A 22,845-nucleotide genomic window follows, 5' to 3' on the forward strand; every position below is an offset into this window, starting at 1 on the left:
TACTGACTTCGGGAGGCGCGCAGACGCTATGGGACGTTTGACCACACACGTATTGGACGCCGCGCATGGCTGCCCTGGCAGCGCAATCAAGGTTGAGTTGTACCGTGTCGAGGGCGCACAGCTTGAGCTGGTCGCCAGCACCCTGACCAACAGCGACGGCCGCTGCGATGCACCCCTGCTGCAAGGCGATGACTACCGCAGCGGTGTCTATCAGTTGCAGTTCAACGCCGGTGATTACTACCGCGCCCGCGGTGTGCAACTGCCCGAACCTGCATTTCTCGATGTGGTGGTGCTGCGCTTCGGCATCAGCGCCGAACAGGATCACTACCACGTGCCTTTGCTGATTTCGCCTTACAGCTACTCCACCTATCGCGGTAGCTGAGTCGTCACCGCGCTTCACACCCCCAAAGCTCTTCGTTGGTTTTTCGCCCGCTCACACTGCGGGCTTTTTTTCGCCTGCTGATTGCACCATAAAGGCGGCCCCGATCTTCAGTGCGATCGGGGCTGGATCTTCAGCGGCTCAATAGCGACGCAGCGCCGGCGCCTGTGAACAAGCCCGCGCTGATCCGGTTGAACCAGCTCTGGCCCCTGCCGCTGCGCAGGTAGCGCGCGGCGCCATGGGCGCCGAGGCCGTAGGCCAGTTTGCACAGCAGGTCGAGCACGGTCCAGGTGGCGATCATGATCAGCAACTGCGGCAAAAAGGCCTGCTGGGCACTGAGGAATTGCGGCAGGAAGGCGGCGAAAAACAGGATGTCCTTCGGGTTGCTGGCGCCCAGCACAAAGGCCCGGCCAAACAGCGCACGAAAACGCGGGGTGGCGGCCACTTGCGGTACGTCGGCGACGTGGGCCGGTTGCCGGGATTGCTGCCAGCTCTGCCAGGCGAGGTAGAACAGGTACAGCGCGCCGACGATCTTCAGGGCGCTGAACAGCTGTTCCGATGCCAGCAACAACGCACCCAAACCCAGCGCCGAGGCGCTCAGCAGGCAGATCGAAGCAATCACCCCGCCGAGAAAGGCCGGGTACGAACGGCGCAGGCCGTAGTTCAGGCTGTTGCTGATCATCAACAAGGACAGGGGGCCGGGGATCAGGATCACCACCAGCGCAGCGCCGCTGAACAGCAGCCAGGTTTCCAGACTCATTGCATTCCTCCATTCGTACAAAAGCCCCACCCGACGGGGTGAGGCAGGGTCAAGCGGGTTGGCCTACAGGAACGCGAACTTGGCGATGAAGATCGCGCAAAGCACCCACAGGCTGATGGAAATTTCCTTGTGTTTACCCGTGCCGGCCTTCAGCGCCACGTAGGTGATGAAACCCAGGGCGATGCCGTCGGCCACCGAGAAGGTCAGGGGCATCATGATCGCCGTGACGATCGCCGGAATGCTGTCGGTGGCGTCGTCCCAATTGATATGGGCCATGCCGCTCATCATCAGCATCGCCACATAGATCAACGCGCCGGCGGTGGCATAGGCCGGAATCATGCCAGCCAGCGGGGCAAAAAACATCGCTGCGATAAACAACACGCCAACCGTAACCGCCGTCAGCCCGGTGCGGCCACCAGCGGCAACCCCGGCGGCGCTTTCCACGTAACTGGTGACTGGCGGCACGCCGACCATGGCGCCGAACACGCTGGAGGCGCTGTCGGCTTTCAGGGCGCGGGAGAGGTTTTCGATCTTGCCGTCGGCATTCACCAGGCCTGCACGCTGGGCCACGCCCATCAAGGTGCCGGCGGTGTCGAACATGTGCACAAACAGGAAGGCGAACACCACGCTGATCATGCTGACGTTGAACACGCCCATCACGTCCATGGCCATCCAGGTCGGCGCCAGGCTTGGCGGGGTGGCCAGGATGCCGTGGTACTCCACCAGGCCCAGGCCCCAACCGGCGAGGGTCACGGCGATGATGCTGATCAGGATCGCGCCGAATACCCGGTGGTAGCTGAGGATCGCAATCAACAGGAAGCAGATGGCCGCCAGCAATGGGGCGGGTTCATGCAGGGAGCCGAGCTTGATCAGGGTGGCCGGGCTTTGCACGATGATGCCGGCGGTTTTCAGGCCGATCACCCCGAGAAACAATCCGACGCCGGCGCCCATGGCATGGCGCAGGCTCACCGGAATGCTGTTGAGCAGCCACTCGCGAATGCGTGAGAGCGTCAGGATCATGAACAACACACCGGAGATAAACACCGCACCCAGTGCCGTCTCCCAGTTGTAGCCCATGGTCCCGACCACGGTGTAGGTGAAAAACGCGTTCAGGCCCATGCCCGGCGCCAGGCCTACTGGCCAGTTGGCGTACAGGCCCATCAGCAGGCAACCCAGCGCGGCGGCGATGCAGGTGGCGACAAACGCCGCGCCGTGATCGATGCCGGCGTCGGCCATGATGTTGGGGTTGACGAAGATGATGTAGGCCATGGTGATAAAGGTCGTGAGGCCAGCGATCAGCTCGGTCTTCACTGTGGTGCCATGCAAGCGGAGTTTGAACAGGCGTTCCAGCCAACCGTTGTGGGTTGGCGAGAGGTCGAGCGTAGGGGCTTCGGATTTGCGGCTTTCCACAGCAAGTACTCCTCAAGAGTTTTATTGTTATTTCCAGCGCCGGACACATGAGTGGGCAGCAGCGCTTTGAGGTACCAGCGGGTTTTGTTGACCAATAGGTCAGGAACTCGCACGAAGCGAATTATGCTTTTGTATACAAATAAAGCAAATAATGTTTTCTATTTTGTGTGCGAAAGGGGATGAAAGGCAATTCAGGATTGGCCACTGAGTGCCTTGTTTACCGCCAGCCAGCCTTCTACCGCCGTCTCGCCTGCCTCGGCAAACGCCCGTTGCAGCAGCTTTACCTGTTCGCGCCGCAGCGATTGTTCGAAACGCCGGCCTTCCTCGGTCAACTCCAGCAGGCGCTTACGCTTGTCGGTCTCGGACGCCACGCTGTCCACCAGGTGCATCTCCTGCAGTTGGCGCAACGGCATATTCAGCGCCTGTTTGCTCACGCCGAGCAGTTCCAGCAGCTCCTTGACGCTCAAGGCCGGGTAGCGCGCGATAAAAAACACGATGCGTTGATGCACCCGGCTCAAGCCGCGGCGCTCCAGCATTTCGTCAGCCTTGGCGGTGAACGCCTGGTAGCCGAAGAAGAAGGCTTCCATGGCGGTTTGCTGGCTGGTCTGGTTTTTAAGGTCAAGCATATTGACGTATCTGCCCAAGTCGTCGTAATTTCGGTCAAGCAGTTTGACGTATTTTCCCCAGGCTTTGCTACCGGTGACCCTTATGGCCTTCTCAGAACGTGTTTCGCGTCTTAAAAGCTCCCTGATCCGTGAAATCCTCGCGGCGGCGCAAAAGCCGCAGGTGATGTCCTTCGCCGGTGGCCTGCCGGCCGAAGTGATGCTGCCCACGCTGGATTGGGAAGGCATGCCGCTGAATATCGGCCAATACGGTATGAGCGAAGGCGAGCCACAGTTGCGTGAATTGCTGGCGGCCGAGGCGCGGGTGCTGGGTATTGCCTGCGATGCGCGCCAGGTCATGGTGGTCAGCGGCTCCCAGCAAACCCTGGACCTGGCGGCCAAGCTGTACATCGACAAGGGCACCAAAATCCTCCTGGAAGGCCCGACTTACCTTGCGGCATTGCAGATTTTCCAATTGTTCGGCGCCGATTGCCTGACCGTACAGCTTGAGGCGGACGGTCCGGACCTCAGAGCCTTGCGCAGCAGCCTTGAGCAGCATCGCCCGTCCTTCGTCTACCTGATCCCGACGTTCCAGAACCCTTCGGCGGTGCGCTACAGCGATGCCAAGCGCGAGGCCGTCGCCGCGTTGCTGGACGAGTTTGGCGTAACCCTGATCGAAGACGAACCCTACCGCGAACTGACCTTCGACGGCGGCAGCGCGCAACCCATCGTCAGCCGGCTGAAAAAGGCCAGCTGGATCTACACCGGCACCGTATCCAAGACCTTGTTGCCCGGCCTGCGGGTCGGCTACCTGATCGCCAGTCCGGACCTGTTCCCGCACCTGCTCAAACTCAAGCAGTCAGCCGACCTGCATACCAACCGCGTTGGCCAGTGGCAGGCGATGCAATGGATCGGCACCGAGAAATACCAGCATCACCTGGTAGAGTTGCGCAGCTTTTACCGGGGCCGGCGCGACGCTTTCCAGGCTGCACTGGCGCGGCATTTCAGCGACCTGGCCGACTGGCAAATACCCCAGGGCGGATTATTCTTCTGGCTGACCTTGAAACAGCCGCTCGATACCCGCACCTTGTTGGCACCTGCGCTCGACCAGGACATCGCGTTCATGCCCGGTGAACCGTTCTTTTCCGAGCCGGACAATCATCACGGTCACCTGCGGCTCAATTTCAGCCATATCGACCCGGCGCGCTTGGACGAAGGTCTCAAGCGTCTCGCTGCGGTGGTCCGTCAAGCACAGCACGCGCAAGCGGCATAGGGGAGCCTCCATGTACAAGGTCTACGGCGATTACAAATCGGGCAACTGCTACAAAGTCAAACTCATGCTCAGCCTGTTGGGCATCGACTATGAGTGGATCGATGTCGACATCCTGAAGGGCGACACCCAGACCGCGGAGTTCCTGGCCAAGAACCCCAACGGCAAGATCCCGGTGCTGGAGCTGGAAGACGGCACCTGCCTGTGGGAGTCCAATGCGATTCTCAACTTCCTGGCCGATGGCAGCGAGTTCCTGCCCAGCGAACCGCGCCTGCGCACCCAGGTTCTGCAGTGGCAGTTTTTCGAGCAGTACAGCCACGAGCCATACATCGCGGTGGCGCGGTTTATCCAGTTTTACCTGGGGCTGCCGGAAGATCGCCTGGAGGAATATAAGAAGCTGCACAAGGGCGGTTATAAAGCCCTGAAGGTGATGGAGCGCCAGTTGCAATTGACACCGTATCTGGTGGGCGACCAATTCTCGATTGCCGACGTGGCGCTGTATGCCTACACCCATGTGGCGGATGAAGGTGGCTTTGACCTGAGCGCCTATCCAGGCGTGCAGGCGTGGTTGAAGCGCGTGGCCAGCCATCCCAAGCATGTGCCGATGCTGGGCTGAAATGCGGTCAAAAATGTGGGAGCGGGCTTGCTCGCGAAGGCGGTGTACCAGTCAGCACATGTATTGGCTGACCCACCGCCTTCGCGAGCAAGCCCGCTCCCACATTTAGTTTTGCGGTGCGCCAGGTAATTCTTCACTGAGCAACTCAAAACAGCGCTGCGCCGCTGGGCTCAACGGCTGTCCACTGCGACTGATCAACCCGATCTCCCGGTTCACCCCCGGATGATCAATGGTAATCCGCTTCAACCCCTCCAGACTGTCCGCCGCCGATTCCGGCAACACACTGATCCCCAAGCCCTGCCGCACCAACGCCAACACGGTCGACATGTAGTTGGCCTCCATCCCCGCGAGCATCGTCAGGCGTGTTTCATCGAACAACGCGTCCACCTGTTCCCGCACGCTGCTGTCGCGGCCGGTGAGGATGATCGGCTGGTCGGCCAGTTGCTCCAGGCTCAACTTTGCAAAACGAGTCAGCGGATGATCCAGCGGCACGAACGCACATAACCGATCATTCAGCACCGGCACAAACGCCAACCCGTGGCTCAGCCGCGCCCGCACACCAATACCGAAATCCACCTCGCCCGAACGCACTTGCGCATGAATGCGGTGAGCAACCAGGTCATGCAAGCGGACCTCGATCCCGGCAAAACGCTCGCGAAACAGGCGCAGGGCGGGAGGCAACGCGCCGGCGCACACGGAGGGCAGGGCGGCGATGGTCACCACGCCTCGTCGTAGCGCTGCCAGGTCACGGGAGCCGGTGACGATGTTGTCCAGGTCCAGCAGCAATTTCTCCATCGGCCCGCGTGCATCCAGCCCGGCGGCGGTGATGCTGACGTGGCGCGGGCTGCGGTCGAGCAGCGCGACGCCCAGCCATTCCTCCAGTTGTTGCACCTGCACGGTCAGCGCCGAGGGCGACAAATGCAGTTCGTTGGCAGCCTTGGTAAAACTGCCCGTGCGGGCAACGGCGAGAAACGCCTGGATATGCTGGATCGAATTTTTCATTTTTATTTTGCTCGAGCGTTTTGTTTTTTCGAATGTGGAGTGCCGAATATTCCAATTTACAAAGCCTAACGCGATTCCAATACTCCAGGGAAAACAATAACCGGCCGAAAACGCCGTTCTGGAGCTACCCCATGCTCGCTACCCTGGGTGTCATCACCATCCTGTGCCTGCTCACTGCCGTCATGAGCAAACGCCTGTCGCCACTGGTGGCCCTGATCGCCTTGCCGATCATCGCCGCGCTGCTGGGCGGTTTCGGCCTGCAAACCAGCGCCTTCATCATCACCGGCATCAAGAACGTCGCCCCCGTGGTGGGGATGTTTGTGTTCGCGATCCTGTTCTTCGGGATCATGACCGATGCCGGCATGCTGGATCCAATCATTGATCGCATCCTGCGCACGGTAGGGACGCGTCCTACAAGGATTGTCGTCGGTACCGCGACCCTGGCCCTGCTGGTGCACCTCGACGGCTCCGGCGCGGTGACCTTCCTGGTGACGGTGCCGGCGATGCTGCCGCTGTACACGCGGCTGGGAATTGATAAACGCATCCTCGCGTGTGTGGCGGCGATGGCGGCCGGGGTCAACTTCCTGCCGTGGACCGGCCCGGTACTGCGTTCCTCGGCTGCGCTGCACGTGCCGGTGGCGGACTTGTTCCAGCCGCTGATCCCGGTGCAGATCGTTGGCCTGGTCTTTGTATTCGCCTGCGCCTGGTGGCTGGGCCACCGGGAAGAAAAACGCCTGGGCCTGGGCGCTGGTTCCAGCGTGGACGCCGTGCCGCAACGGGTGCTCAGCGACGATGACATTGCCCTGCGTCGCCCGCGGCTGTTCTGGGTCAACCTGGTCCTGACGGTACTGGTGATGGTGGTGATGATCGCCGGTTGGGTCGACCCGGTGGTGATGTTCATGCTCGGCACGGTGGTGGCGCTGTGCATCAACTACCCGAACGTCGACGCCCAGCGCGCGCGGATCGACGCCCACGCAAAAACCGCCCTGACCATGGCCAGCATCCTGCTCGCCGCCGGTGTGTTCACCGGCATCATGCAAGGCACCGGCATGCTCAAGGCCATCGCCGAAGTGGCGGTGGCGCAGATTCCGGCGGGCCACGGCAAGTTGATCCCTGCGGTGGTGGGCTTCCTGTCGATGCCGCTGAGCATGCTGTTTGACCCGGATTCCTACTACTTCGGCGTGATGCCGGTGATCGCCGAAGTCGGCAAGGCCTTGGGCGTCGACCCGCTGCAAGTGGCCCAGGCCTCGTTGCTGGGCGTGCACACCACCGGCTTTCCGGTCAGCCCGTTGACGCCGGCGACCTTCCTGTTGGTGGGCCTGTGCAAGATCGAATTGGCCGATCACCAGCGCTTCACCATCCCCTTTCTGTTTGCCGCGTCGGTGTTGATGACTCTGACGGCTTTGCTCCTGGGAGTGATTTGAAATGAAAACCTTGCGCATCGGTTCCGGCGCCGGCTACTCCGGCGACCGTATCGAACCTGCGGTGGAATTGGCCGAACAGGGCGACCTGGATTACCTGGTCTTCGAATGCCTGGCCGAACGCACCATCGCCCTGGCGCAACAGGCGCGGATCAGCGATCCACAAGGCGGTTACGACCCGCTGTTGAGTGAGCGCATGCGCCGCGTGCTGCCCTTTGTCGGCCGGCCCGAAGGGCGCCGACGCCTGCGGGTAATCACCAATATGGGCGCGGCCAATCCGGTGGCGGCGGCGGTTGAAGTGCGGCGGATTGCCAGTGAACTGGGGCTTAACCTCAAGGTGCTGGCGGTGGTTGGCGACGACGTGCTTGAGACCTTGCGTGCCCAGCCGGAGCAGTTGCTCGACAACGGTCAGACCCTTGGCTCGTTGGGCGAGCGATTGATTTCCGCGAACGCCTATTTGGGCGCCGACGGCATTATCGACGCCTTGCGCGCCGAGGCCGACGTGGTGATCACCGGCCGGGTCGCAGACCCTTCGCTGTTCCTGGCGCCGCAGATGTTCGAATTCGGCTGGGCTGCGGATGATTGGCAACGGCTGGGGCGCGGCACGCTGGTGGGGCATTTACTGGAATGTGCGGGGCAGGTCAGCGGTGGCTACTTTGCCGATCCGGGTTTCAAGGACGTGGACGATCTGGCACGCCTGGGCTTTCCACTGGCCGAGATTGACGCAGACGGCGAGGCCTTGATCACCAAGGTCGCAGGTTCCGGTGGGCGGGTCAGCCGTGCCACGTGCACCGAACAATTGATCTACGAAGTGCACGACCCGGCGGCCTACCTCACACCGGACGTGTGCGCGGATTTTTCCCAGGTGGCGTTTACCGAAGAAGCCGTGGACCGGGTGCGTGCCCACGGCGCGAGCGGACGGCCACGTCCCGAAGCGTTGAAAGTCAGCGTCGGTTATCTGGACGGCTGGATCGGTGAGGGGCAGATTTCCTACGGTGGCCCGGGCGCGGTCGCTCGTGCGCAACTGGCTCGCGATGTGGTCCTGAAACGCTTGGAGTTGACCGGCGTGCGCATGCAGGACGTGCGTGCCGAATTGATCGGCGTCGACTCCCTGCACGGCCCGCGCAGCACGGTTGAACCGTGGGAAGTGCGCCTGCGCATCGCCGCCCGCTGCGCAGAACGCAGCGAGGCGGTGCGTGTCGGCAATGAAGTGGAAACTCTCTACACCAACGGCCCGTCCGGCGGCGGTGGCGCCAGCAAGAGCCTGCGCCAGGTGGTGGCGGTGGCATCGTTGCTGCTGCCTCGTCACGCGGTCAACCCGAGGATCGAAGCATGAAGCTGCACACCCTGGCCCACTCCCGAACGGGAGACAAGGGCGACACCTCGAACATCTCGATCATCGCGTATCGGGCCGAGGACTATCCGCTGCTCTGCGAGCAACTCACGGCTGAGGTGGTGGCGGCGTTTTTTGCGCCGTTGCTGGAGGCGGGTGCCGCACCGGTGCGGCGTTATGAACTGCCCAATGTGCAGGCACTGAACTTCGTGTTGCCGGGGATCCTGCGAGGCGGGGTGACGCGGTCGCTGGCGCTGGACGCCCATGGTAAGTGCCTGGGCTCAGCATTGCTGGATCTTGAATTGGCAATACCAAGCTAATGTGGGAGCGGGCTTGCTCGCGAAGGCTGAGTGTCAGCCAATACATCTGCGACTGATACTCCGCCTTCGCGAGCAAGCCCGCTCCCACACTGGATCCTCGCTGTTTGTCAGACCGCCGCAAATCGCTTGTCGAGGTAATCGATGATCACCTTGGAGTCGTACATCCAGGTGGTCTGGCCGTTCTCTTCGATGCGCAGGCATGGCACCTTGATCTTGCCGCCTTGCTCCAGCAGGGTCTGGCGGTCCTGCTCGTTGTTCTTCGCATCCTTCAAGGCCACCGGCACGTTCAGGCGGTGCAGGGTGCGGCGGGTCTTCACGCAGAACGGGCAGGCGTGGAATTGATACAGGGTCAGGTCCTTGGCCGCTGCGTTCACCTGCGCCTGTTGTTCGGCAGGGCGCTGCTTTTTGCGCGGACGGGTCAGGAAGTCGCCGGCGATGATGACGTGGCCGAGGCCCACTCGAAGTGCTTTGACGAACATGGCTGAAACCTCTTGCCCTAGACTTAAGGGGGCGCAGCTTACCTGATTTTTCACAGGCGAAAAAAAACCGGCGATGAACGCCGGTTTTTCCAGGTGCCGCGTATTACTTGATCAGGCTGAGAAACTCGCTGCGGGTCGCCGCGTTTTCGCGGAACTCACCCAGCATCACCGACGTGATCATCGACGAATTCTGCTTCTCCACTCCGCGCATCATCATGCACATGTGCTTGGCCTCGATCACCACTGCAACGCCCAGGGCGCCGGTGACCTGCTGGACCGCATCGGCGATCTGGCGGCTGAGGTTTTCCTGGATCTGCAGGCGGCGGGCATACATATCGACGATACGCGCGACCTTCGACAGGCCCAGCACTTTGCCGCTCGGGATATACGCGACGTGAGCCTTGCCGATGAACGGCAGCAGGTGGTGTTCGCACAGCGAGTACAACTCGATGTCCTTGACCAGCACCATTTCGCTGTTGTCAGAGCTGAACAAGGCACCATTGGTGACTTCTTCAAGGGTCTGTTCATAACCGCGGCAGAGATACTGCATGGCCTTGGCGGCACGTTTTGGCGTGTCGAGCAGGCCCTCGCGGGAAACGTCCTCGCCGAGCTGGCCGAGGATCGCGGTGTAATTCTGTTCCAGGGACATGAAACTACCTAGTGGGATTTTCGCAAAGGGCAAGGGTACGGCGGCCAACACATCGCTGCAAGCCTGACGATGGCACTTGTTACTCGTCGCGGCCTTCCATCATGGTGCGCTTGAGCATCACATACACCGCCCCAGCGCCGCCGTGACGTGGCTGGCATGAGGTAAAACCCAGCACCTGGGAGTGCTGGCGCAACCAGGTGTTGACGTGGCTTTTGATCATCGGCCGCTTGCCGTCCAGGCGCACGGCCTTGCCGTGGGTGACGCGCACGCAGCGGATTTCGAATTTGGTGGCTTCGGCGAGGAACGCCCAGAGGGTTTCGCGGGCTTTTTCGACGGTCATGCCGTGCAGGTCGAGACTGCCCTCGAACGGGATCTGGCCGACCTTGAGCTTGCGCATCTGGCTTTCCTGCACGCCGTCGCGGGCCCACATCAACTCGTCTTCGGGACCTACATCGATAACGAATTGATCCGACAGGCCGTCCACGGTGGTGGCGTCCGTGCGCACGGTCGCGGCCTGGCGCAGCTTGGCGATCTGGGCGCGATCGGTCTTGGGTTTGCCGGTGTCGGCGCGATCATGCTTGATCGGCTTGACGCCGCGCAGCTCGTTCTTGAATAGGGAAAAATCGTCGTCTTGCATGTCAGCCTCCGCGAAGGGCGGGCAGTTTACCTAATCGCGGCGGCTTGATGCGCAACAAACGCTATCTGTGCGCCATCAGTCGTGCTTTTTCATCAGGTGCGAAGCGATGTTCAGTGACAGCGGTTGGCGCATGCGCCGACGGCAACGGCGCCACAGCCATACGCCGAACCACAGCACCAGCAGGCCGATGACCAAGAGTATTGCAGAACCGCCAGGGCTGGCATTCAGCTCGCCCAGGGCCGGTGAGTGTCCAACCAAACCAGCGCCGCCAGCAATTGCCAGTAGTACGCCACCTATCGCCAACAGCGCGGCAAAGCCGGCGCCGATGCGCAGACGCCAGTTGCTCGGGCCCTTGGGGCGCAAGCGACGAGCATCAAAACCATCGGATATCTTCATTCCGACCTTTCCTCCAGGGTATCGGCCCTTCGACCGGAAGATACACAGGTTGTTCCGGGTACAGAGGCAATTGCAGCAAATGACAGGTATTTGCGGATGAGCGGGCGGCTACCCGCTCATCGAAGGTCGATCAGATCAGATCTTTGGTCAAGGCGAGGGTGGCGAAGTTGTCAGCCATGATGGCCATTTCAGTCTGCTGCACGTGGTCGGCGCTGAGGATGCCGCCCTTGTAAGGCAGGTCGCGGGTGGCGCAGGCGTCTTCCACCAGGGTGCAGCGAAAGCCCAGGTTTTTTGCCGCACGCACCGTGGTGCTGACGCTGGAGTGGCTCATGAAGCCGCAGACGATCAGGTCCAGGGAACCGAGGTCTTGCAGGTGTTTCTCCAGGCCGGTGCCGTGGAAGGCGCTGGGCAGCAGCTTGCCGATGATGGTTTCGTCGGCCTGTGGCTCAAGGCCAGGAATGAACTCACCGCGCTCGCCCTGAGGGTCAAACAACCCGCCGACAGTGCCCAGGTGGCGCACATGCACGATCGGGCGCCCGGCGTTGCGCGCGGCAGCCGCCAGTTGCTTGATATGTTCGACAGCAGCGTCCATGCCCGAGAGGGCGAGGGGACCACTGAGGTATTCCTTCTGGGCGTCGATGATCACGAGGGTCGCATGGTTCAGGTTCGCCGCTGCGTAACCACGACCGCTGAGTTGAAACATCGTCTTTGGAACGGACATTCTGGGGCTCCTGTGAGTGGGGCTTTTGTGACATTGTCCTCTGGCTGAGCGCTTCTGTGAATCGCTACCATCGTAAGGTACGCCGTTGTTGGCGTGCAGCGATGTCAATAGGGCACTACGTTTAGGCAAAAACCACGTTTAAGATGAAATCCGACGTGCGGCAAAGGGTTTTTTCGTACATCGTCGGTACAGCTTAAGACTGTTAGAATCGCCGGTCGTTTTTTCCAGGAGCTTGCCCCCGTGATCACTTCCCGCCTGCGCACCTTGCGCGACCACATCCGATGGGCCGTCAGCCGTTTCCATGGGGAAGACCTGTTTTTTGGCCATGGCACCGACAACGCCTGGGACGAAGCCCGGCAACTGGTGCTCGGCGCCTTGCACCTGCCATGGGAAATTGCCGACAGTTACCTGGATTGCAACCTGGAAGAAGAGGAAATCTCCCACGTGCAACGGTTGCTGCACCGCCGTATCCACGAGCGTGTGCCGACCGCTTACCTGTTGAAGGAAGCCTGGTTCTGCGGCATGTCGTTTATCGTTGATGAGCGTGTATTGATTCCACGCTCACCGATTGGCGAACTGATCGAAAACCGCTTCGAACCGTGGCTGGGCACACCGCCGGCACGCATTCTGGACCTGTGCACCGGTTCCGGTTGCATCGGTATTGCCTGCGCCTACGAGTTTCAGGACGCCGAAGTAGTGCTGGGTGACCTGTCCTTTGAAGCCTTGGAAGTGGCCAACCAGAACATCGAGCGCCATGGCGTCGACGAGCGCGTCTACACCGTTCAGGGCGACGGCTTTGAGGGTTTGCCGGGCCAGCGTTTTGACCTGATCGTGTCCAACCCGCCGTATGTCGACGCCGAAGACTTTGCCGACATGCCGGATGAATACCAGCACGAGCCGGAGCTGGGCCTTGCCTGCGGTGACGACGGCTTGAACCTGGTTCGGCGGATGCTGGCCGAGGCGGCAGATCACTTGACCGAGAAGGGCTTGCTGATTGTCGAAGTGGGCAACAGCCAGGTTCACGTCGAGGCGTTGTACCCCGAAGTGGACTTCGCCTGGCTGGAGTTCCAGCGCGGCGGGCATGGCGTGTTCATGTTGACGGCCGAGCAATGCCGGGCGCATCAGGCGGTGTTTGCCGCCAGGGTTTAACCGCTTCCAAGTGGGTAACGCGGTCAGTGTGGGAGCGGGCTTGCTCGCGAATGCGGTGGCTCAGTCAAGATATCCGGTGACTGACACACCGCATTCGCGAGCAAGCCCGCTCCCACATTTTGATCCGGTTTCAATTGATAAACCGGATTATCGATGCGTCGCAATCCAGATCAACAACCCCGCCTGAAACACGGTAAACGCCACCAGGCACGTAATCGTGAAGCGCAACCCGCTGTCTTCGCGCTTGAACTTGGTGACTTTTTCCTCTTCCTTGCGCAGTTTCACTTCCTGTTCCGCCAGGTTCTGCTCGGCCTGTTGCAGCATCTGCGCCGCTTCCAGAATCTCCACGAACTGCAGCTTTTCGGTGTTCCAGCTGTCCAGCACATCGCTGACCTTGCCCGGCTGCACGTTGCCCTTCAAATGCTGGACATCAGCGTACGCCACATCAAAGCCCTGGATACGCAGGAAGTGATCCCGGCGCAGGCGCGTGGCTTCGTTGAGGGCGTCCTTGTTGGCCAGGTCGACGCCGTCGACGCGGTAGTGCGACCACTTCTTTTTCGCCCAGGCGGCGCCCTGGGCTACCAGGAAACGGCCGATGCCGCGGTTAGCCGGCTCGATCTCCAGGCTGTTGCCCGGGCCAAAGTGCACCCGATGGGTCGCGTGATCGACCCAGATATCCAAATGGTTCTGTTCCCGGCGCACCCGCTGGCCCGGCAACTGAATGACCATGCGCAGCAGGCTGTGGTCCTTGTTGTTGCGTTCGGCCCAGCCAAACTGCACAAAGCGCAGGGGCCGCACGCCCGTGGCACGGTCGGTGGCCAAAGGGGCCAGGCGCAGCATCTTGAAATGTTCGGCCTGCACCTCCGCCCACGGTAACGCGGCCGATGCGGCGGCCTCGGTGTCAGCCGTGGTGTCGGCGGTAGGTTCGGGTGTTGCTTCGGTGTTCGTCATTCGGCGCGATCCTGTCCAAGCTCTGCGGGCCGACAGGCTTTTTGCTGTCGACCCATGGCTTATCGGCCGTTTTGCTCAGGACTGGAGGGGCAATACTCGCTTAACTGGCGCGAAGTCCGTCGATAAAGCGAACCAGGCGGGTGCCCAGTTCAGCCGCCAGCGGCAACTGCGGGTCGTTATAGGACTCCAGTTGCTGCTTCACGTTGTTGGGCACGATGCGCATCACGTGGTTCATGCCTTCGATCACCGTCAGCTCGGCGTCGGGCTTGGCCTTCTGCAATTGTTGCGCATCGGCCACGCCGACCTGCAGGTCATTGGTGCCCTGGACGATCAGCGCCGGCATGGTCAATTTGGCAAAGGCCGCCGAAGGGTCGGCGCGGAACAGGCTGATCAGATAGGGCTGCACGCTGGGGCGGAAAATGCCCTCAAGGGGGGTGGGCACATCGGCGTCCACCTGGCCGGCCTTGAGGTGATCGAGAATCTGGTTGCTGCGCAGTAACAGCGCTGGAGGCATATGGTCGGCCAGTTGCTGGCGGATCACCTGGTCCACCGGGCGCGCGCTGCCCGACAGGGAAATCACCCCGGCCGGGTTGAGCTGCGGGGCGGCGAGGGCGGCCACCAGTGCACCTTCGCTGTGGCCCAGCACAATCAGCGGGCCCATGCGTGGGTCGGCCTTGAGCAACTTGCCCCAGGCCACGGCGTCGGACACGTAGGCATCCAGAGTCAGGTTGCGTTCATCGGGGGTGGCGGCAAGGCTGGCGGCCACGCCGCGCTTGTCGTAGCGCACGCTGGCGATGTTGTGCCTGGCCAGCACCCAGGCCAGGCGCTTGAGGCTGTCGTTGCGTGCGCCGTCGGCGCTGTTGCCGTTGCGGTCGGTGGGCCCGGAGCCGGCGATGATCAGCACCACCGGCACCGGCTTGTCGGATTTGGGCAACAACAGCGAACCAAACAGCTCGCCACTGCCGGTGTCCAGGCTGATGGGCCGTTGCAGCACGACAGGGGAGGCGGCGAAGCCAAGGCTGGAAAACAGAGTGAGGGTCAAAAGCAGAACTCGCAGCATCATCGCGCCATCATGAGGAAGGTGCCGGTTGGACCAACGTCTACCGGTAAGGTTTCGAGGATGAACTAGTCGGTTAGCCTGCGTATACTGGCCGCCTTAAGTTATTACGGTTGACTTGATTCAACTGATTTCACGGAGCGCCCTGCATGTCCGGCAATACCTACGGCAAGCTGTTCACTGTTACCACCGCGGGCGAAAGCCATGGCCCGGCGTTGGTCGCCATTGTCGACGGCTGCCCGCCGGGCCTCGAGTTGTCCCTGGAAGACCTGCAGCGTGACCTCGACCGCCGCAAGCCCGGCACCAGCCGCCACACCACCCAGCGCCAGGAAGCCGACGAAGTCGAAATCCTCTCCGGCGTGTTCGAAGGCCGCACCACCGGCTGCGCCATCGGCCTGCTGATTCGCAACACCGACCAGAAGTCCAAGGACTACTCGGCGATCAAGGACCTGTTCCGCCCGGCCCACGCCGACTACACCTACCACCACAAATACGGCGAGCGCGACTACCGTGGCGGTGGCCGCAGCTCGGCGCGGGAAACCGCGATGCGCGTGGCGGCCGGTGCGATTGCCAAGAAGTTCCTGGCGACCCAGGGCATCGTGATCCGCGGCTACATGAGCCAGCTGGGCCCGATCGAAATCCCGTTCAAGACCTGGGACAGCGTCGAAGACAACGCTTTCTTCTGCCCAGACCCGGATAAAGTGCCGGAGCTGGAAGCCTATATGGACCAGTTGCGCCGCGACCAGGATTCCGTCGGCGCCAAGATCACCGTGGTTGCCGAAGGCGTGATGCCGGGCCTGGGCGAGCCGATCTTCGACCGCCTCGATGCCGAACTGGCCCACGCGCTGATGAGCATCAACGCGGTCAAGGGCGTGGAAATCGGCGCCGGGTTCGATTGTGTGGCCCAGCGTGGCACCGAGCACCGTGACGAGCTGACCCCGGAAGGTTTCCTCAGCAACAACGCTGGCGGCATTCTCGGCGGCATTTCCTCCGGCCAGCCAATCGTTGCGCACCTGGCCCTCAAGCCGACGTCCAGCATCACCACGCCAGGCCGTTCGATCGATGTGCACGGCAACCCGGTGGACGTGATCACCAAGGGCCGTCACGACCCGTGCGTCGGCATCCGCGCCACGCCGATTGCCGAGGCGATGATGGCCATTGTGTTGATGGACCACCTGCTGCGCCATCGTGGGCAAAACGCCGACGTAAAAGTCAGTACTCCGGTATTGGGCCAGCTGTGACCGTGTGTGGCGAGCGAGCCTGCTCGCGCTGGGCTGCGCAGCGGCCCCAAAGCCTGCAACCCGGTAGGACCTGGAGAACTGCGGCGCTTCTAGTGGGGGAGCTTCTCGCCCCAGCGCGAGCAAGCTCGCTCGCCACAAGTCACTTATGCTGACGCAAGCCCTTCCATACTGGCGACTCTCCAGCTTCTACCTGTTCTATTTCGCCCTGCTGGGGGCGACGGCGCCGTTCCTGGCGTTGTACTTCGATCACCTTGGGTTCTCCAGCGCGCGCATCGGCGAGCTGGTGGCCATCCCCATGCTGATGCGCTGCGTGGCACCCAACCTGTGGGGCTGGCTGGGGGATTACACCGGCCGGCGCCTGGCCATCGTGCGCTTTGGCGCGGTGTGCACCCTGGTGAGTTTCTCGTTGATCTTTGTCAGCAAGACTTACGCCTGGCTGGCGCTGGTGATGGCCTTGCACGCGTTCTTCTGGCACGCGGTCCTGCCGCAGTTTGAAGTCATCACCCTCGCGCACCTGCAAGGCCAGACCTCGCGCTACAGCCAGGTGCGGTTGTGGGGCTCCATCGGTTTTATCCTCACCGTGGTGATCATGGGCCGCTTGTTCGACTGGCTGAGCCTGGATATCTACCCGGTGGTGGTCGTGGTGATCATGGCCGGCATCATCGGCGCCAGCCTCTGGGTGCCGAATGCGCAGCCCCTGAGCCAGGGGAATCGCCTGGCCGGTGACGGCTTTTTGCGGCAACTGCGCAGCCCCGGCGTGCTGGCGTTCTATGCGTGTGTGGCGCTGATGCAGATGAGCCATGGTCCGTACTACACCTTCCTCACCCTGCACCTTGAACACCTCGGTTACAGCCGTGGCGTGATCGGCATGTTGTGGGCGCTGGGCGTGGTGGCGGAAGTCTTGATGTTCCTGGCCATGAGCCGGATTCTCACGCGCTTTTCGGTACGCCGGGTGTTGATGGCGAGTTTCCTGCTGGCCGCACTGCGCTGGTTGCTGCTGGGCTCCTTTGCCGAATTCTTCTGGGTGCTGTTGCTGGCGCAGGTGATGCACGCGGCGACCTTCGGCAGCTTCCACGCGGCGGCCATCCAGTTCGTGCAACGCAGCTTTGGTGCTCGCCAGCAAGGGCAGGGCCAGGCACTGTATGCGGCACTGGCCGGTACCGGCGGTGCGCTGGGCGCACTCTATTCAGGTTACAGCTGGAACCTGCTGGGGCCGACCCTGACCTTCAGCATTGCCAGCGTCGCGGCCCTGGCCGCCGCCCTAATCATTGGCATTCGATTGCAAGAGGAGCGGCCATGAGCGGCTCCCGTGACAGAGGAAGAGTTTGATGAGCTATCTCGCGGTTTACCACGTCTGCACCCCCGACACCCCGAACAAGGTCCTGACTCACCAGGACGATATCGCCTCGACCCTGGCCGAGCTGGGTGTGGGGTTCGATCGCTGGCAGGCGACTACCCGACTTGAGCCCGGGGCCAGCGAGGTTGAGATTATCGCCGCCTACCAGGCGCCCATCGACAAGCTGATGACCGAGCGCGGCTACACCACCGTTGATGTGCTCCGCGTCAGCAACGATCACCCGCAGAAAGCCCAATTGCGCGCCGAGCGACTCGACGAACACCGCATGGCCCAAGACCACGTGCGTTTTTTCGTAGCGGGTCGTGGGCTGTTTACCTTGCACATCGAAGATTATGTGTACGCGGTGTTCTGCGAGAAAAACGACCTGATCTTGGTGCCGAGCGGCATCCCGCACTGGTTTGATATGGGGGAGAACCCGCACTTTGTGGCGATCCGCCTGTTCAGTGACCCTGAAGGGCTGGCGGTCATGCTGACGGGCGACGCGATCGCCGAGGGTTTTCCTCGGCTTGATGACTAAGTTCGTCCGGCAATGCCTCCTGAACAGGGGGCATTTTTTTAACTTCAATTCCTTCAGGTTGGAAATCGCTGTAGGAATAAACTTGAAAGTTTGTGGGTAACAGCTGTTTATCGTTGACCTTACTTGTTACTTCCACTCTTTGTGTAACTCTCTCTGGTCTCAATATTTATTCGCCTGTCAATAGGAGTAATCCGACTTCGGGCGTTACAAGACCTATATGAAGAGAGGGGCCTGCATGAGCGGTTCGGAGCCACAGGAACAACCGTCCACGCAAACGGACAGCGCGCCGGTTGCCAACCGCAAGGCGCGTGCGATGTTGTCGGGTAAACCCCTGACCCCAAAGGAACGGGAAATCCTGCATTGGGCGGTCGAGGGCAAGACGGTGTGGGAAATCAGCAGGATTCGCTCCGTCTCCCAGGCCACGGTGAAGTTTCACCTGCGCAACATCTACGGCAAGTTGCAGGTGACTAACCGGGTCCAGGCCGTGAACGAGGCGGTGAAACAGGGATTGTGCAAATAAAAAAAGGCCGTGGTGCGCAACGGCACCACGACCTGTTCGGGTCCTGCATGACGGTCAAGCCGAATGGTAGGTCGGCAGGGCAAAGCGGTTCTGGCTTTGCAGCATCGAAATCTGTGGCAGGTCGCTGGCTTGTTCAGCCAGGTCGCGGCGAATGGCGCTGATGACCCACGTCAGTTGGTCGGCCGTGTGCAGTTGCTGATAAGAGATCGAACGTTTGATCTGCTTGCCTTCGCTGTTACGCAAGGTCAGCAGGATGCCGCCATCAGGACGCGCCTGGGTGGTGACGTCGAAATTGGAGAACACAGAAGAAAATTTATCTTGGATCAGGCTCATGTCTATCAGCTCCGTTAGCTCATGTTTTGCAGCGTGGAGTGATAGGTGCAGTGATTGTGCCAGTACTGACTATCTTAAAAAATCGTTATAAATCAATAAGTTATAAAATTTTAAGATTTCCAGTTTCGTGCAATTTGCATGAATGGCCATCGTGCATCCTGCATTTTGCGGGGTTTTGCCAAGTGTTTCACCGCTGGCACGCAAGGCAGGTCTTCCATAGTGACCACCTGGCGGTGCGCTAAATTCCTTTTCCTTTCGGGATACAAAACTTTTCAAATCCTGCGTGTACAGCCGAAGAACGGCTGGCGTATTTTCCTGCAAGGCATCCGGCGCCGGTCTTACAGTGCGATGGGTGCCTTGAGGGTCATACGAACAATAAGAAAAAGGACGTTCCCGCCATGAACCACCCGCCAAGTGACATGATCACCTGGGGCATGATGCTGCGTAAGGTGCCCACCATTGTCCGTGCGCTGCCGCGCCTGGTGCGCGGAATCCGCGTTGCCAACATCACCGATCCCGACCAGCCGTGCGGCCTGGGCTGGACCTTTGAACAAGCCACCCAACGCAACCCCGACGGCGCCGCGCTGCTGTATGGCGACACGGTGCTGAGCTACCGCCAGGCCAATCAGCAGGCCAACCGCATGGCTCACTACCTGCAGCAGCAGGGGATCGGCAAGGGCGACGTGGTGGCGTTGTTTATCGAGAACCGCCCCGAGTTGTTGCTCAGCGTACTGGCCGTGGCCAAGGTGGGCGGCATTTGCGCGATGCTCAATACCTCGCAAACCCAGTCGGCGCTGGTACATAGCCTCAACCTGGTGGCACCGGCGGCCATCGTGGTGGGAGCCGAGTTGGTAGGGGCCTACGAGGCCGTGCGCAGCCAGGTGGCCATCGAGGCGGATAAAACCTGGTTTATTGCCGATCAGCAGCACAGCCATGTGCCGCCGGGTTATGTGGACCTGATGGCCGCGAGCGCTGATCATTCGCTGGAAAACCCCGCCAGCACCCAGCAGATTTTTTTCAACGACCCTTGCTTCTATATCTACACCTCCGGCACCACCGGCTTGCCCAAGGCCGGCATTTTCAAACACGGCCGCTGGATGAAGTCCTCGGCCAGTTTCGGCACCATCGCCCTGGATATGGGGCCCGAGGATGTCGTCTATTGCACCTTGCCGCTGTATCACGCCACTGGCCTGTGCGTGTGCTGGGGTTCGGCGATTGCCGGGGCGTCGGGGTTCGCGATTCGCCGCAAGTTCAGCGCCAGCCAGTTCTGGGACGATGTGCGCAAATTCAATGCGACCACCCTGGGTTACGTCGGCGAGCTGTGCCGCTACCTGATCGACCAGCCCGCGAGCGAGCAGGACCGTGATAACCGTGTGACGAAGATGATCGGCAACGGCCTGCGTCCTGGGGTTTGGGCTGAGTTCAAGCAGCGCTTTGGCGTCGATCATATCTGTGAGCTGTACGCCGCCAGTGACGGCAACATCGGCTTCACCAATGTGCTGAACTTCGACAACACCATCGGCTTTTCCCTGATGCACTGGGCACTGGTGGACTACGCCCATGACAGCTGTGAGCCGATTCGCGGCGCCGACGGTTTCATGCGCGAAGTGCCCAAGGGGGGCCAGGGGCTGCTGCTGGCCAGGATCGATGACAAGGCACCGTTCGACGGCTACACCGACCCCGAGAAGAACCGCAAGGTGGTGCTCAGCGACGTGTTCGAGAAGGGCGACCGTTATTTCAACACCGGCGACCTGTTGCGCAATATCGGCTTTGGCCACGCCCAATTCGTTGACCGGCTGGGGGACACCTACCGCTGGAAAGGTGAAAACGTCTCCACCACCGAAGTCGAGAACATCTTCCTGCAGCACCCGCAGATCTCCGAAGTGGTGGCCTACGGCGTGGAGATTGAAAACACCAACGGCCGCGCGGGCATGGCGGCCATTACGCCTGCCGAATCCCTGGCCTCCCTGGACATGCGCGAGTTGCTGACCTTCGCCCACGGGCAATTGCCCGCGTATGCGGTGCCGTTGTTCCTGCGGATCAAGGTGAAGATGGAAACCACGGGCACCTTCAAATACCAGAAGGTGAAACTCAAGGAGGAAGCGTTCGACCCGGGCAAGGCCGGTGATGATCCGATCTTTGCCTGGCTGCCTGGGTCGGACAGTTATGTGCCGGTCACGGGGCAACTGTTGGCGGATATCCAGGCGGGCAAGTTCCGTTATTGATTCTGCCTATCGCCGCTTTTGGGAAAAAAGGCATGACAGTGGGGAACTCCATCGCGAGACTGGGCGCCTTATGAAACACCAGACAAGGAGCCCCACATGTCAGACCAAGCCAAACAAATGACCGAAGACGAAGCCGCCGAATTTGCCGAGCAGGTGTTCGACGTGGCGCGCAAGGGCGATGCCGCGATGCTGGCGGCGTTGCTGGCCAAGGGCTTGCCGCCGAACCTGCGCAACCACAATGGCGATACGCTGTTGATGCTGTCGGCCTACCATGGCCATGTGGACGCGGTGAAAGTGCTGCTGGAATTCAAGGCCGACCCCCAGATTGCCAACGACAAGAACCAACTGCCGATTGCCGGCGCGGCGTTCAAGGGCAACCTGCCGGTGGTCAAGGCGTTGATCGAAGGCGGAGCGTTGGTCGAAGGCGCATCCTCTGATGGTCGCACCGCCTTGATGATGGCGGCGATGTTCAACCGTACCGAAATGGTGGACTACCTGATCAGCCAGGGCGCCAATCCCAAGGCCACCGATGCCCAGGGCGTGACCGCGCTGGCAGCCGCGCAGACCATGGGGGCGGTGGATACGGCGGCGCAGTTGCAAAAACTGGTGTAGGCTTTGCGCCCTCAAAATCAGCCCCGCCACAGGACCACCCCATGAAAACCGCACTCGTCGAACTCATCAGCAAAATCAGCTCCGGCTGCATGAGCGAACCCGAGATCGCCAGGGTGGCGGACGAGGCGGCCCAGGCCTACGCCGATCCCGACGCTTTCCTGGCCGCCAACCCGGACATCAACTACGACGACACTTTCCCGATTCCCCTGGGCGAGTGGATCGTTGTCGGCAGCCTGCCCGACACCGTGCTGTTCCAGGCCGACACTTACCAGGACCTGTTCGCCCAGATCGTCGCCTCCTTTGGCCCCGGCGTGGCGTTCAACCTCAAGCCCAAGCAACTGGCCAAGACCGAAGCCCTGACCGCGCTGAACCGCATCCAGATCCAGATGAGCGCCCTCAACCCGGAGAACGGCGGCTACGTGCTGATGAACTTCAGCCAGTTGCTGGACGACGAGATCCAGGCTGTGCTGGTCTACGGCAACGACGTGCCACGGGTGCTGGAGTTGTGTGCCGAAACCGGCATAAAGGGCGAACCATCGCTGGAAGCCCTGCGGGTTGCGGTACACGTCTGAAATAAAACGGAACCCCCGGCCATGGCTGACTATCCTAAGCAGGCAAGCCCTCACTTAGGAGCGACACCATGGGTTCCACTTTTAATGGTCTGATCGGGTTGATCATCCTCGCGCTGGATATCTGGGCGATCATCAACGTGTTCAAAAGCGGCGCGAGTACCGGCGCCAAAGTGTTGTGGATCCTGTTGATCCTGCTGCTGCCGGTACTGGGCTTGATCATCTGGGCGATCGCCGGGCCGCGCGGTAACGTGCGGATCTGATCCAAACAACGCTATCCAGAGCGGGCACAGTAAGTGTGGGAGATTCTATGGTTGAG

General features: G+C 61.2%; 28 protein-coding genes. 15 read left to right on the forward strand and 13 right to left on the reverse strand.

Annotated elements, in window-relative coordinates; all coding sequences use genetic code 11:
• The first annotated feature begins 28 nt into the window (after positions 1–28).
• Positions 29–382 (forward strand): hydroxyisourate hydrolase, encoded by a 354-nt coding sequence (uraH, locus tag HX824_RS24445; RefSeq protein WP_134326010.1) that lies wholly within the window; start codon positions 29–31, stop codon positions 380–382.
• Positions 383–512: 130 nt separating this feature from the next.
• On the opposite strand, the gene HX824_RS24450 is transcribed toward uraH, so the two are convergent.
• The 3 genes from HX824_RS24450 to HX824_RS24460 all read right to left on the reverse strand — a co-directional run bounded on the left by HX824_RS24450 (position 513) and on the right by HX824_RS24460 (position 3,175).
• Positions 513–1,139, reverse strand: a complete 627-nt coding sequence (locus HX824_RS24450) for a LysE family translocator (protein ID WP_008432192.1) — start codon at positions 1,137–1,139, stop codon at positions 513–515.
• A 63-nt stretch (positions 1,140–1,202) separates the two neighbouring features.
• Positions 1,203–2,549, reverse strand: a complete 1,347-nt coding sequence (locus HX824_RS24455; protein WP_003212843.1) for an NCS2 family permease — start codon at positions 2,547–2,549, stop codon at positions 1,203–1,205.
• A gap of 191 nt (positions 2,550–2,740) precedes the next feature.
• Entirely contained in the window at positions 2,741–3,175 is a 435-nt protein-coding gene (locus HX824_RS24460; RefSeq protein WP_003212841.1) for a MarR family winged helix-turn-helix transcriptional regulator, read from the reverse strand.
• A gap of 82 nt (positions 3,176–3,257) precedes the next feature.
• Between HX824_RS24460 and HX824_RS24465 the strand changes: the two genes are divergently transcribed.
• Both HX824_RS24465 and HX824_RS24470 read left to right on the forward strand, forming a co-directional pair.
• On the forward strand, positions 3,258–4,424 hold the full coding sequence (locus HX824_RS24465; RefSeq protein WP_003212839.1) for a PLP-dependent aminotransferase family protein: 1,167 nt from the start codon (positions 3,258–3,260) through the stop codon (positions 4,422–4,424).
• Between the two features lie 10 nt (positions 4,425–4,434).
• Positions 4,435–5,037 (forward strand): glutathione S-transferase family protein, encoded by a 603-nt coding sequence (locus HX824_RS24470; RefSeq protein ID WP_008432197.1) that lies wholly within the window; start codon positions 4,435–4,437, stop codon positions 5,035–5,037.
• 105 nt (positions 5,038–5,142) lie between these two features.
• Here the strand turns inward: HX824_RS24470 and HX824_RS24475 are convergent, their stop codons facing one another.
• The gene (locus HX824_RS24475; protein ID WP_003213144.1) at positions 5,143–6,039 is read right to left on the reverse strand and encodes a LysR family transcriptional regulator; all 897 of its coding nucleotides are present in this window, start codon (positions 6,037–6,039) and stop codon (positions 5,143–5,145) included.
• Positions 6,040–6,170: 131 nt separating this feature from the next.
• Between HX824_RS24475 and HX824_RS24480 the strand changes: the two genes are divergently transcribed.
• The 3 genes from HX824_RS24480 to HX824_RS24490 are packed head-to-tail and all read left to right on the forward strand — an operon-like array spanning position 6,171 to position 9,113.
• Positions 6,171–7,463, forward strand: a complete 1,293-nt coding sequence (locus HX824_RS24480) for a CitMHS family transporter (protein WP_003213142.1) — start codon at positions 6,171–6,173, stop codon at positions 7,461–7,463.
• Position 7,464: 1 nt separating this feature from the next.
• Positions 7,465–8,796 (forward strand): acyclic terpene utilization AtuA family protein, encoded by a 1,332-nt coding sequence (locus tag HX824_RS24485; protein ID WP_008432202.1) that lies wholly within the window; start codon positions 7,465–7,467, stop codon positions 8,794–8,796.
• Complete coding sequence (locus HX824_RS24490; RefSeq protein WP_003213139.1) at positions 8,793–9,113, forward strand: hypothetical protein; 321 nt, start codon at positions 8,793–8,795, stop codon at positions 9,111–9,113. The genes HX824_RS24485 and HX824_RS24490 overlap by 4 nt, the downstream gene beginning before the upstream one ends.
• A gap of 107 nt (positions 9,114–9,220) precedes the next feature.
• Here the strand turns inward: HX824_RS24490 and HX824_RS24495 are convergent, their stop codons facing one another.
• From HX824_RS24495 to HX824_RS24515, 5 genes are all read right to left on the reverse strand, one after another.
• Positions 9,221–9,592: a glutathione S-transferase N-terminal domain-containing protein gene (locus tag HX824_RS24495; RefSeq protein ID WP_063031984.1), complete on the reverse strand. Its 372-nt coding sequence runs from the start codon at positions 9,590–9,592 to the stop codon at positions 9,221–9,223.
• Positions 9,593–9,695: 103 nt separating this feature from the next.
• A complete protein-coding gene (gene folE, locus HX824_RS24500; protein WP_003204506.1) occupies positions 9,696–10,241 on the reverse strand; it encodes a GTP cyclohydrolase I FolE in 546 nt (181 codons plus the stop codon).
• A 79-nt stretch (positions 10,242–10,320) separates the two neighbouring features.
• The gene (locus HX824_RS24505) at positions 10,321–10,878 is read right to left on the reverse strand and encodes a Smr/MutS family protein (protein ID WP_003213135.1); all 558 of its coding nucleotides are present in this window, start codon (positions 10,876–10,878) and stop codon (positions 10,321–10,323) included.
• A gap of 75 nt (positions 10,879–10,953) precedes the next feature.
• Positions 10,954–11,274, reverse strand: a complete 321-nt coding sequence (locus HX824_RS24510; protein ID WP_003213133.1) for a hypothetical protein — start codon at positions 11,272–11,274, stop codon at positions 10,954–10,956.
• Positions 11,275–11,404: 130 nt separating this feature from the next.
• Positions 11,405–11,995, reverse strand: coding sequence for a cysteine hydrolase family protein (locus HX824_RS24515; protein WP_003213131.1), 591 nt, complete (start codon positions 11,993–11,995; stop codon positions 11,405–11,407).
• A gap of 240 nt (positions 11,996–12,235) precedes the next feature.
• Here HX824_RS24515 and prmB point away from each other — a divergent pair, with 240 nt between their 5' ends.
• Positions 12,236–13,144 (forward strand): 50S ribosomal protein L3 N(5)-glutamine methyltransferase, encoded by a 909-nt coding sequence (prmB, locus tag HX824_RS24520; RefSeq protein WP_177055227.1) that lies wholly within the window; start codon positions 12,236–12,238, stop codon positions 13,142–13,144.
• 147 nt (positions 13,145–13,291) lie between these two features.
• On the opposite strand, the gene HX824_RS24525 is transcribed toward prmB, so the two are convergent.
• Positions 13,292–14,095: a hypothetical protein gene (locus HX824_RS24525; protein ID WP_003213127.1), complete on the reverse strand. Its 804-nt coding sequence runs from the start codon at positions 14,093–14,095 to the stop codon at positions 13,292–13,294.
• 100 nt (positions 14,096–14,195) lie between these two features.
• The gene (locus tag HX824_RS24530) at positions 14,196–15,158 is read right to left on the reverse strand and encodes an alpha/beta hydrolase (protein WP_003213124.1); all 963 of its coding nucleotides are present in this window, start codon (positions 15,156–15,158) and stop codon (positions 14,196–14,198) included.
• Positions 15,159–15,301: 143 nt separating this feature from the next.
• Between HX824_RS24530 and aroC the strand changes: the two genes are divergently transcribed.
• The 4 genes from aroC to HX824_RS24550 all read left to right on the forward strand — a co-directional run bounded on the left by aroC (position 15,302) and on the right by HX824_RS24550 (position 18,787).
• Positions 15,302–16,393: a chorismate synthase gene (gene aroC, locus HX824_RS24535; protein ID WP_003213122.1), complete on the forward strand. Its 1,092-nt coding sequence runs from the start codon at positions 15,302–15,304 to the stop codon at positions 16,391–16,393.
• Between the two features lie 148 nt (positions 16,394–16,541).
• A complete protein-coding gene (locus tag HX824_RS24540) occupies positions 16,542–17,693 on the forward strand; it encodes an MFS transporter (protein WP_166742190.1) in 1,152 nt (383 codons plus the stop codon).
• A 28-nt stretch (positions 17,694–17,721) separates the two neighbouring features.
• Complete coding sequence (locus HX824_RS24545) at positions 17,722–18,267, forward strand: acireductone dioxygenase (protein WP_008433207.1); 546 nt, start codon at positions 17,722–17,724, stop codon at positions 18,265–18,267.
• 235 nt (positions 18,268–18,502) lie between these two features.
• Positions 18,503–18,787 (forward strand): response regulator transcription factor, encoded by a 285-nt coding sequence (locus tag HX824_RS24550; protein WP_177055229.1) that lies wholly within the window; start codon positions 18,503–18,505, stop codon positions 18,785–18,787.
• Positions 18,788–18,841: 54 nt separating this feature from the next.
• Here HX824_RS24550 and HX824_RS24555 read toward each other — a convergent pair whose 3' ends face one another.
• On the reverse strand, positions 18,842–19,120 hold the full coding sequence (locus tag HX824_RS24555) for a DUF3509 domain-containing protein (RefSeq protein WP_003216777.1): 279 nt from the start codon (positions 19,118–19,120) through the stop codon (positions 18,842–18,844).
• 69 nt (positions 19,121–19,189) lie between these two features.
• Positions 19,190–19,534: a hypothetical protein gene (locus HX824_RS24560; RefSeq protein ID WP_177047116.1), complete on the reverse strand. Its 345-nt coding sequence runs from the start codon at positions 19,532–19,534 to the stop codon at positions 19,190–19,192.
• On the opposite strand from HX824_RS24560, the gene HX824_RS24565 reads away from it, so the two are divergent.
• The 4 genes from HX824_RS24565 to HX824_RS24580 all read left to right on the forward strand — a co-directional run bounded on the left by HX824_RS24565 (position 19,519) and on the right by HX824_RS24580 (position 22,789).
• On the forward strand, positions 19,519–21,345 hold the full coding sequence (locus tag HX824_RS24565; protein WP_177055231.1) for a long-chain-acyl-CoA synthetase: 1,827 nt from the start codon (positions 19,519–19,521) through the stop codon (positions 21,343–21,345). The genes HX824_RS24560 and HX824_RS24565 overlap by 16 nt on opposite strands.
• 96 nt (positions 21,346–21,441) lie before the next feature.
• Positions 21,442–21,957, forward strand: a complete 516-nt coding sequence (locus HX824_RS24570; RefSeq protein WP_010176046.1) for an ankyrin repeat domain-containing protein — start codon at positions 21,442–21,444, stop codon at positions 21,955–21,957.
• A gap of 41 nt (positions 21,958–21,998) precedes the next feature.
• Positions 21,999–22,529: a hypothetical protein gene (locus tag HX824_RS24575; RefSeq protein WP_177055233.1), complete on the forward strand. Its 531-nt coding sequence runs from the start codon at positions 21,999–22,001 to the stop codon at positions 22,527–22,529.
• A gap of 68 nt (positions 22,530–22,597) precedes the next feature.
• Complete coding sequence (locus tag HX824_RS24580) at positions 22,598–22,789, forward strand: PLDc N-terminal domain-containing protein (RefSeq protein WP_003172956.1); 192 nt, start codon at positions 22,598–22,600, stop codon at positions 22,787–22,789.
• Positions 22,790–22,845: the final 56 nt, after the last annotated feature.

The sequence above is a fragment of the Pseudomonas sp. D4002 genome, from assembly GCF_013385665.1.
In the GTDB taxonomy this organism is placed as follows: Bacteria; Pseudomonadota; Gammaproteobacteria; order Pseudomonadales; family Pseudomonadaceae; genus Aquipseudomonas.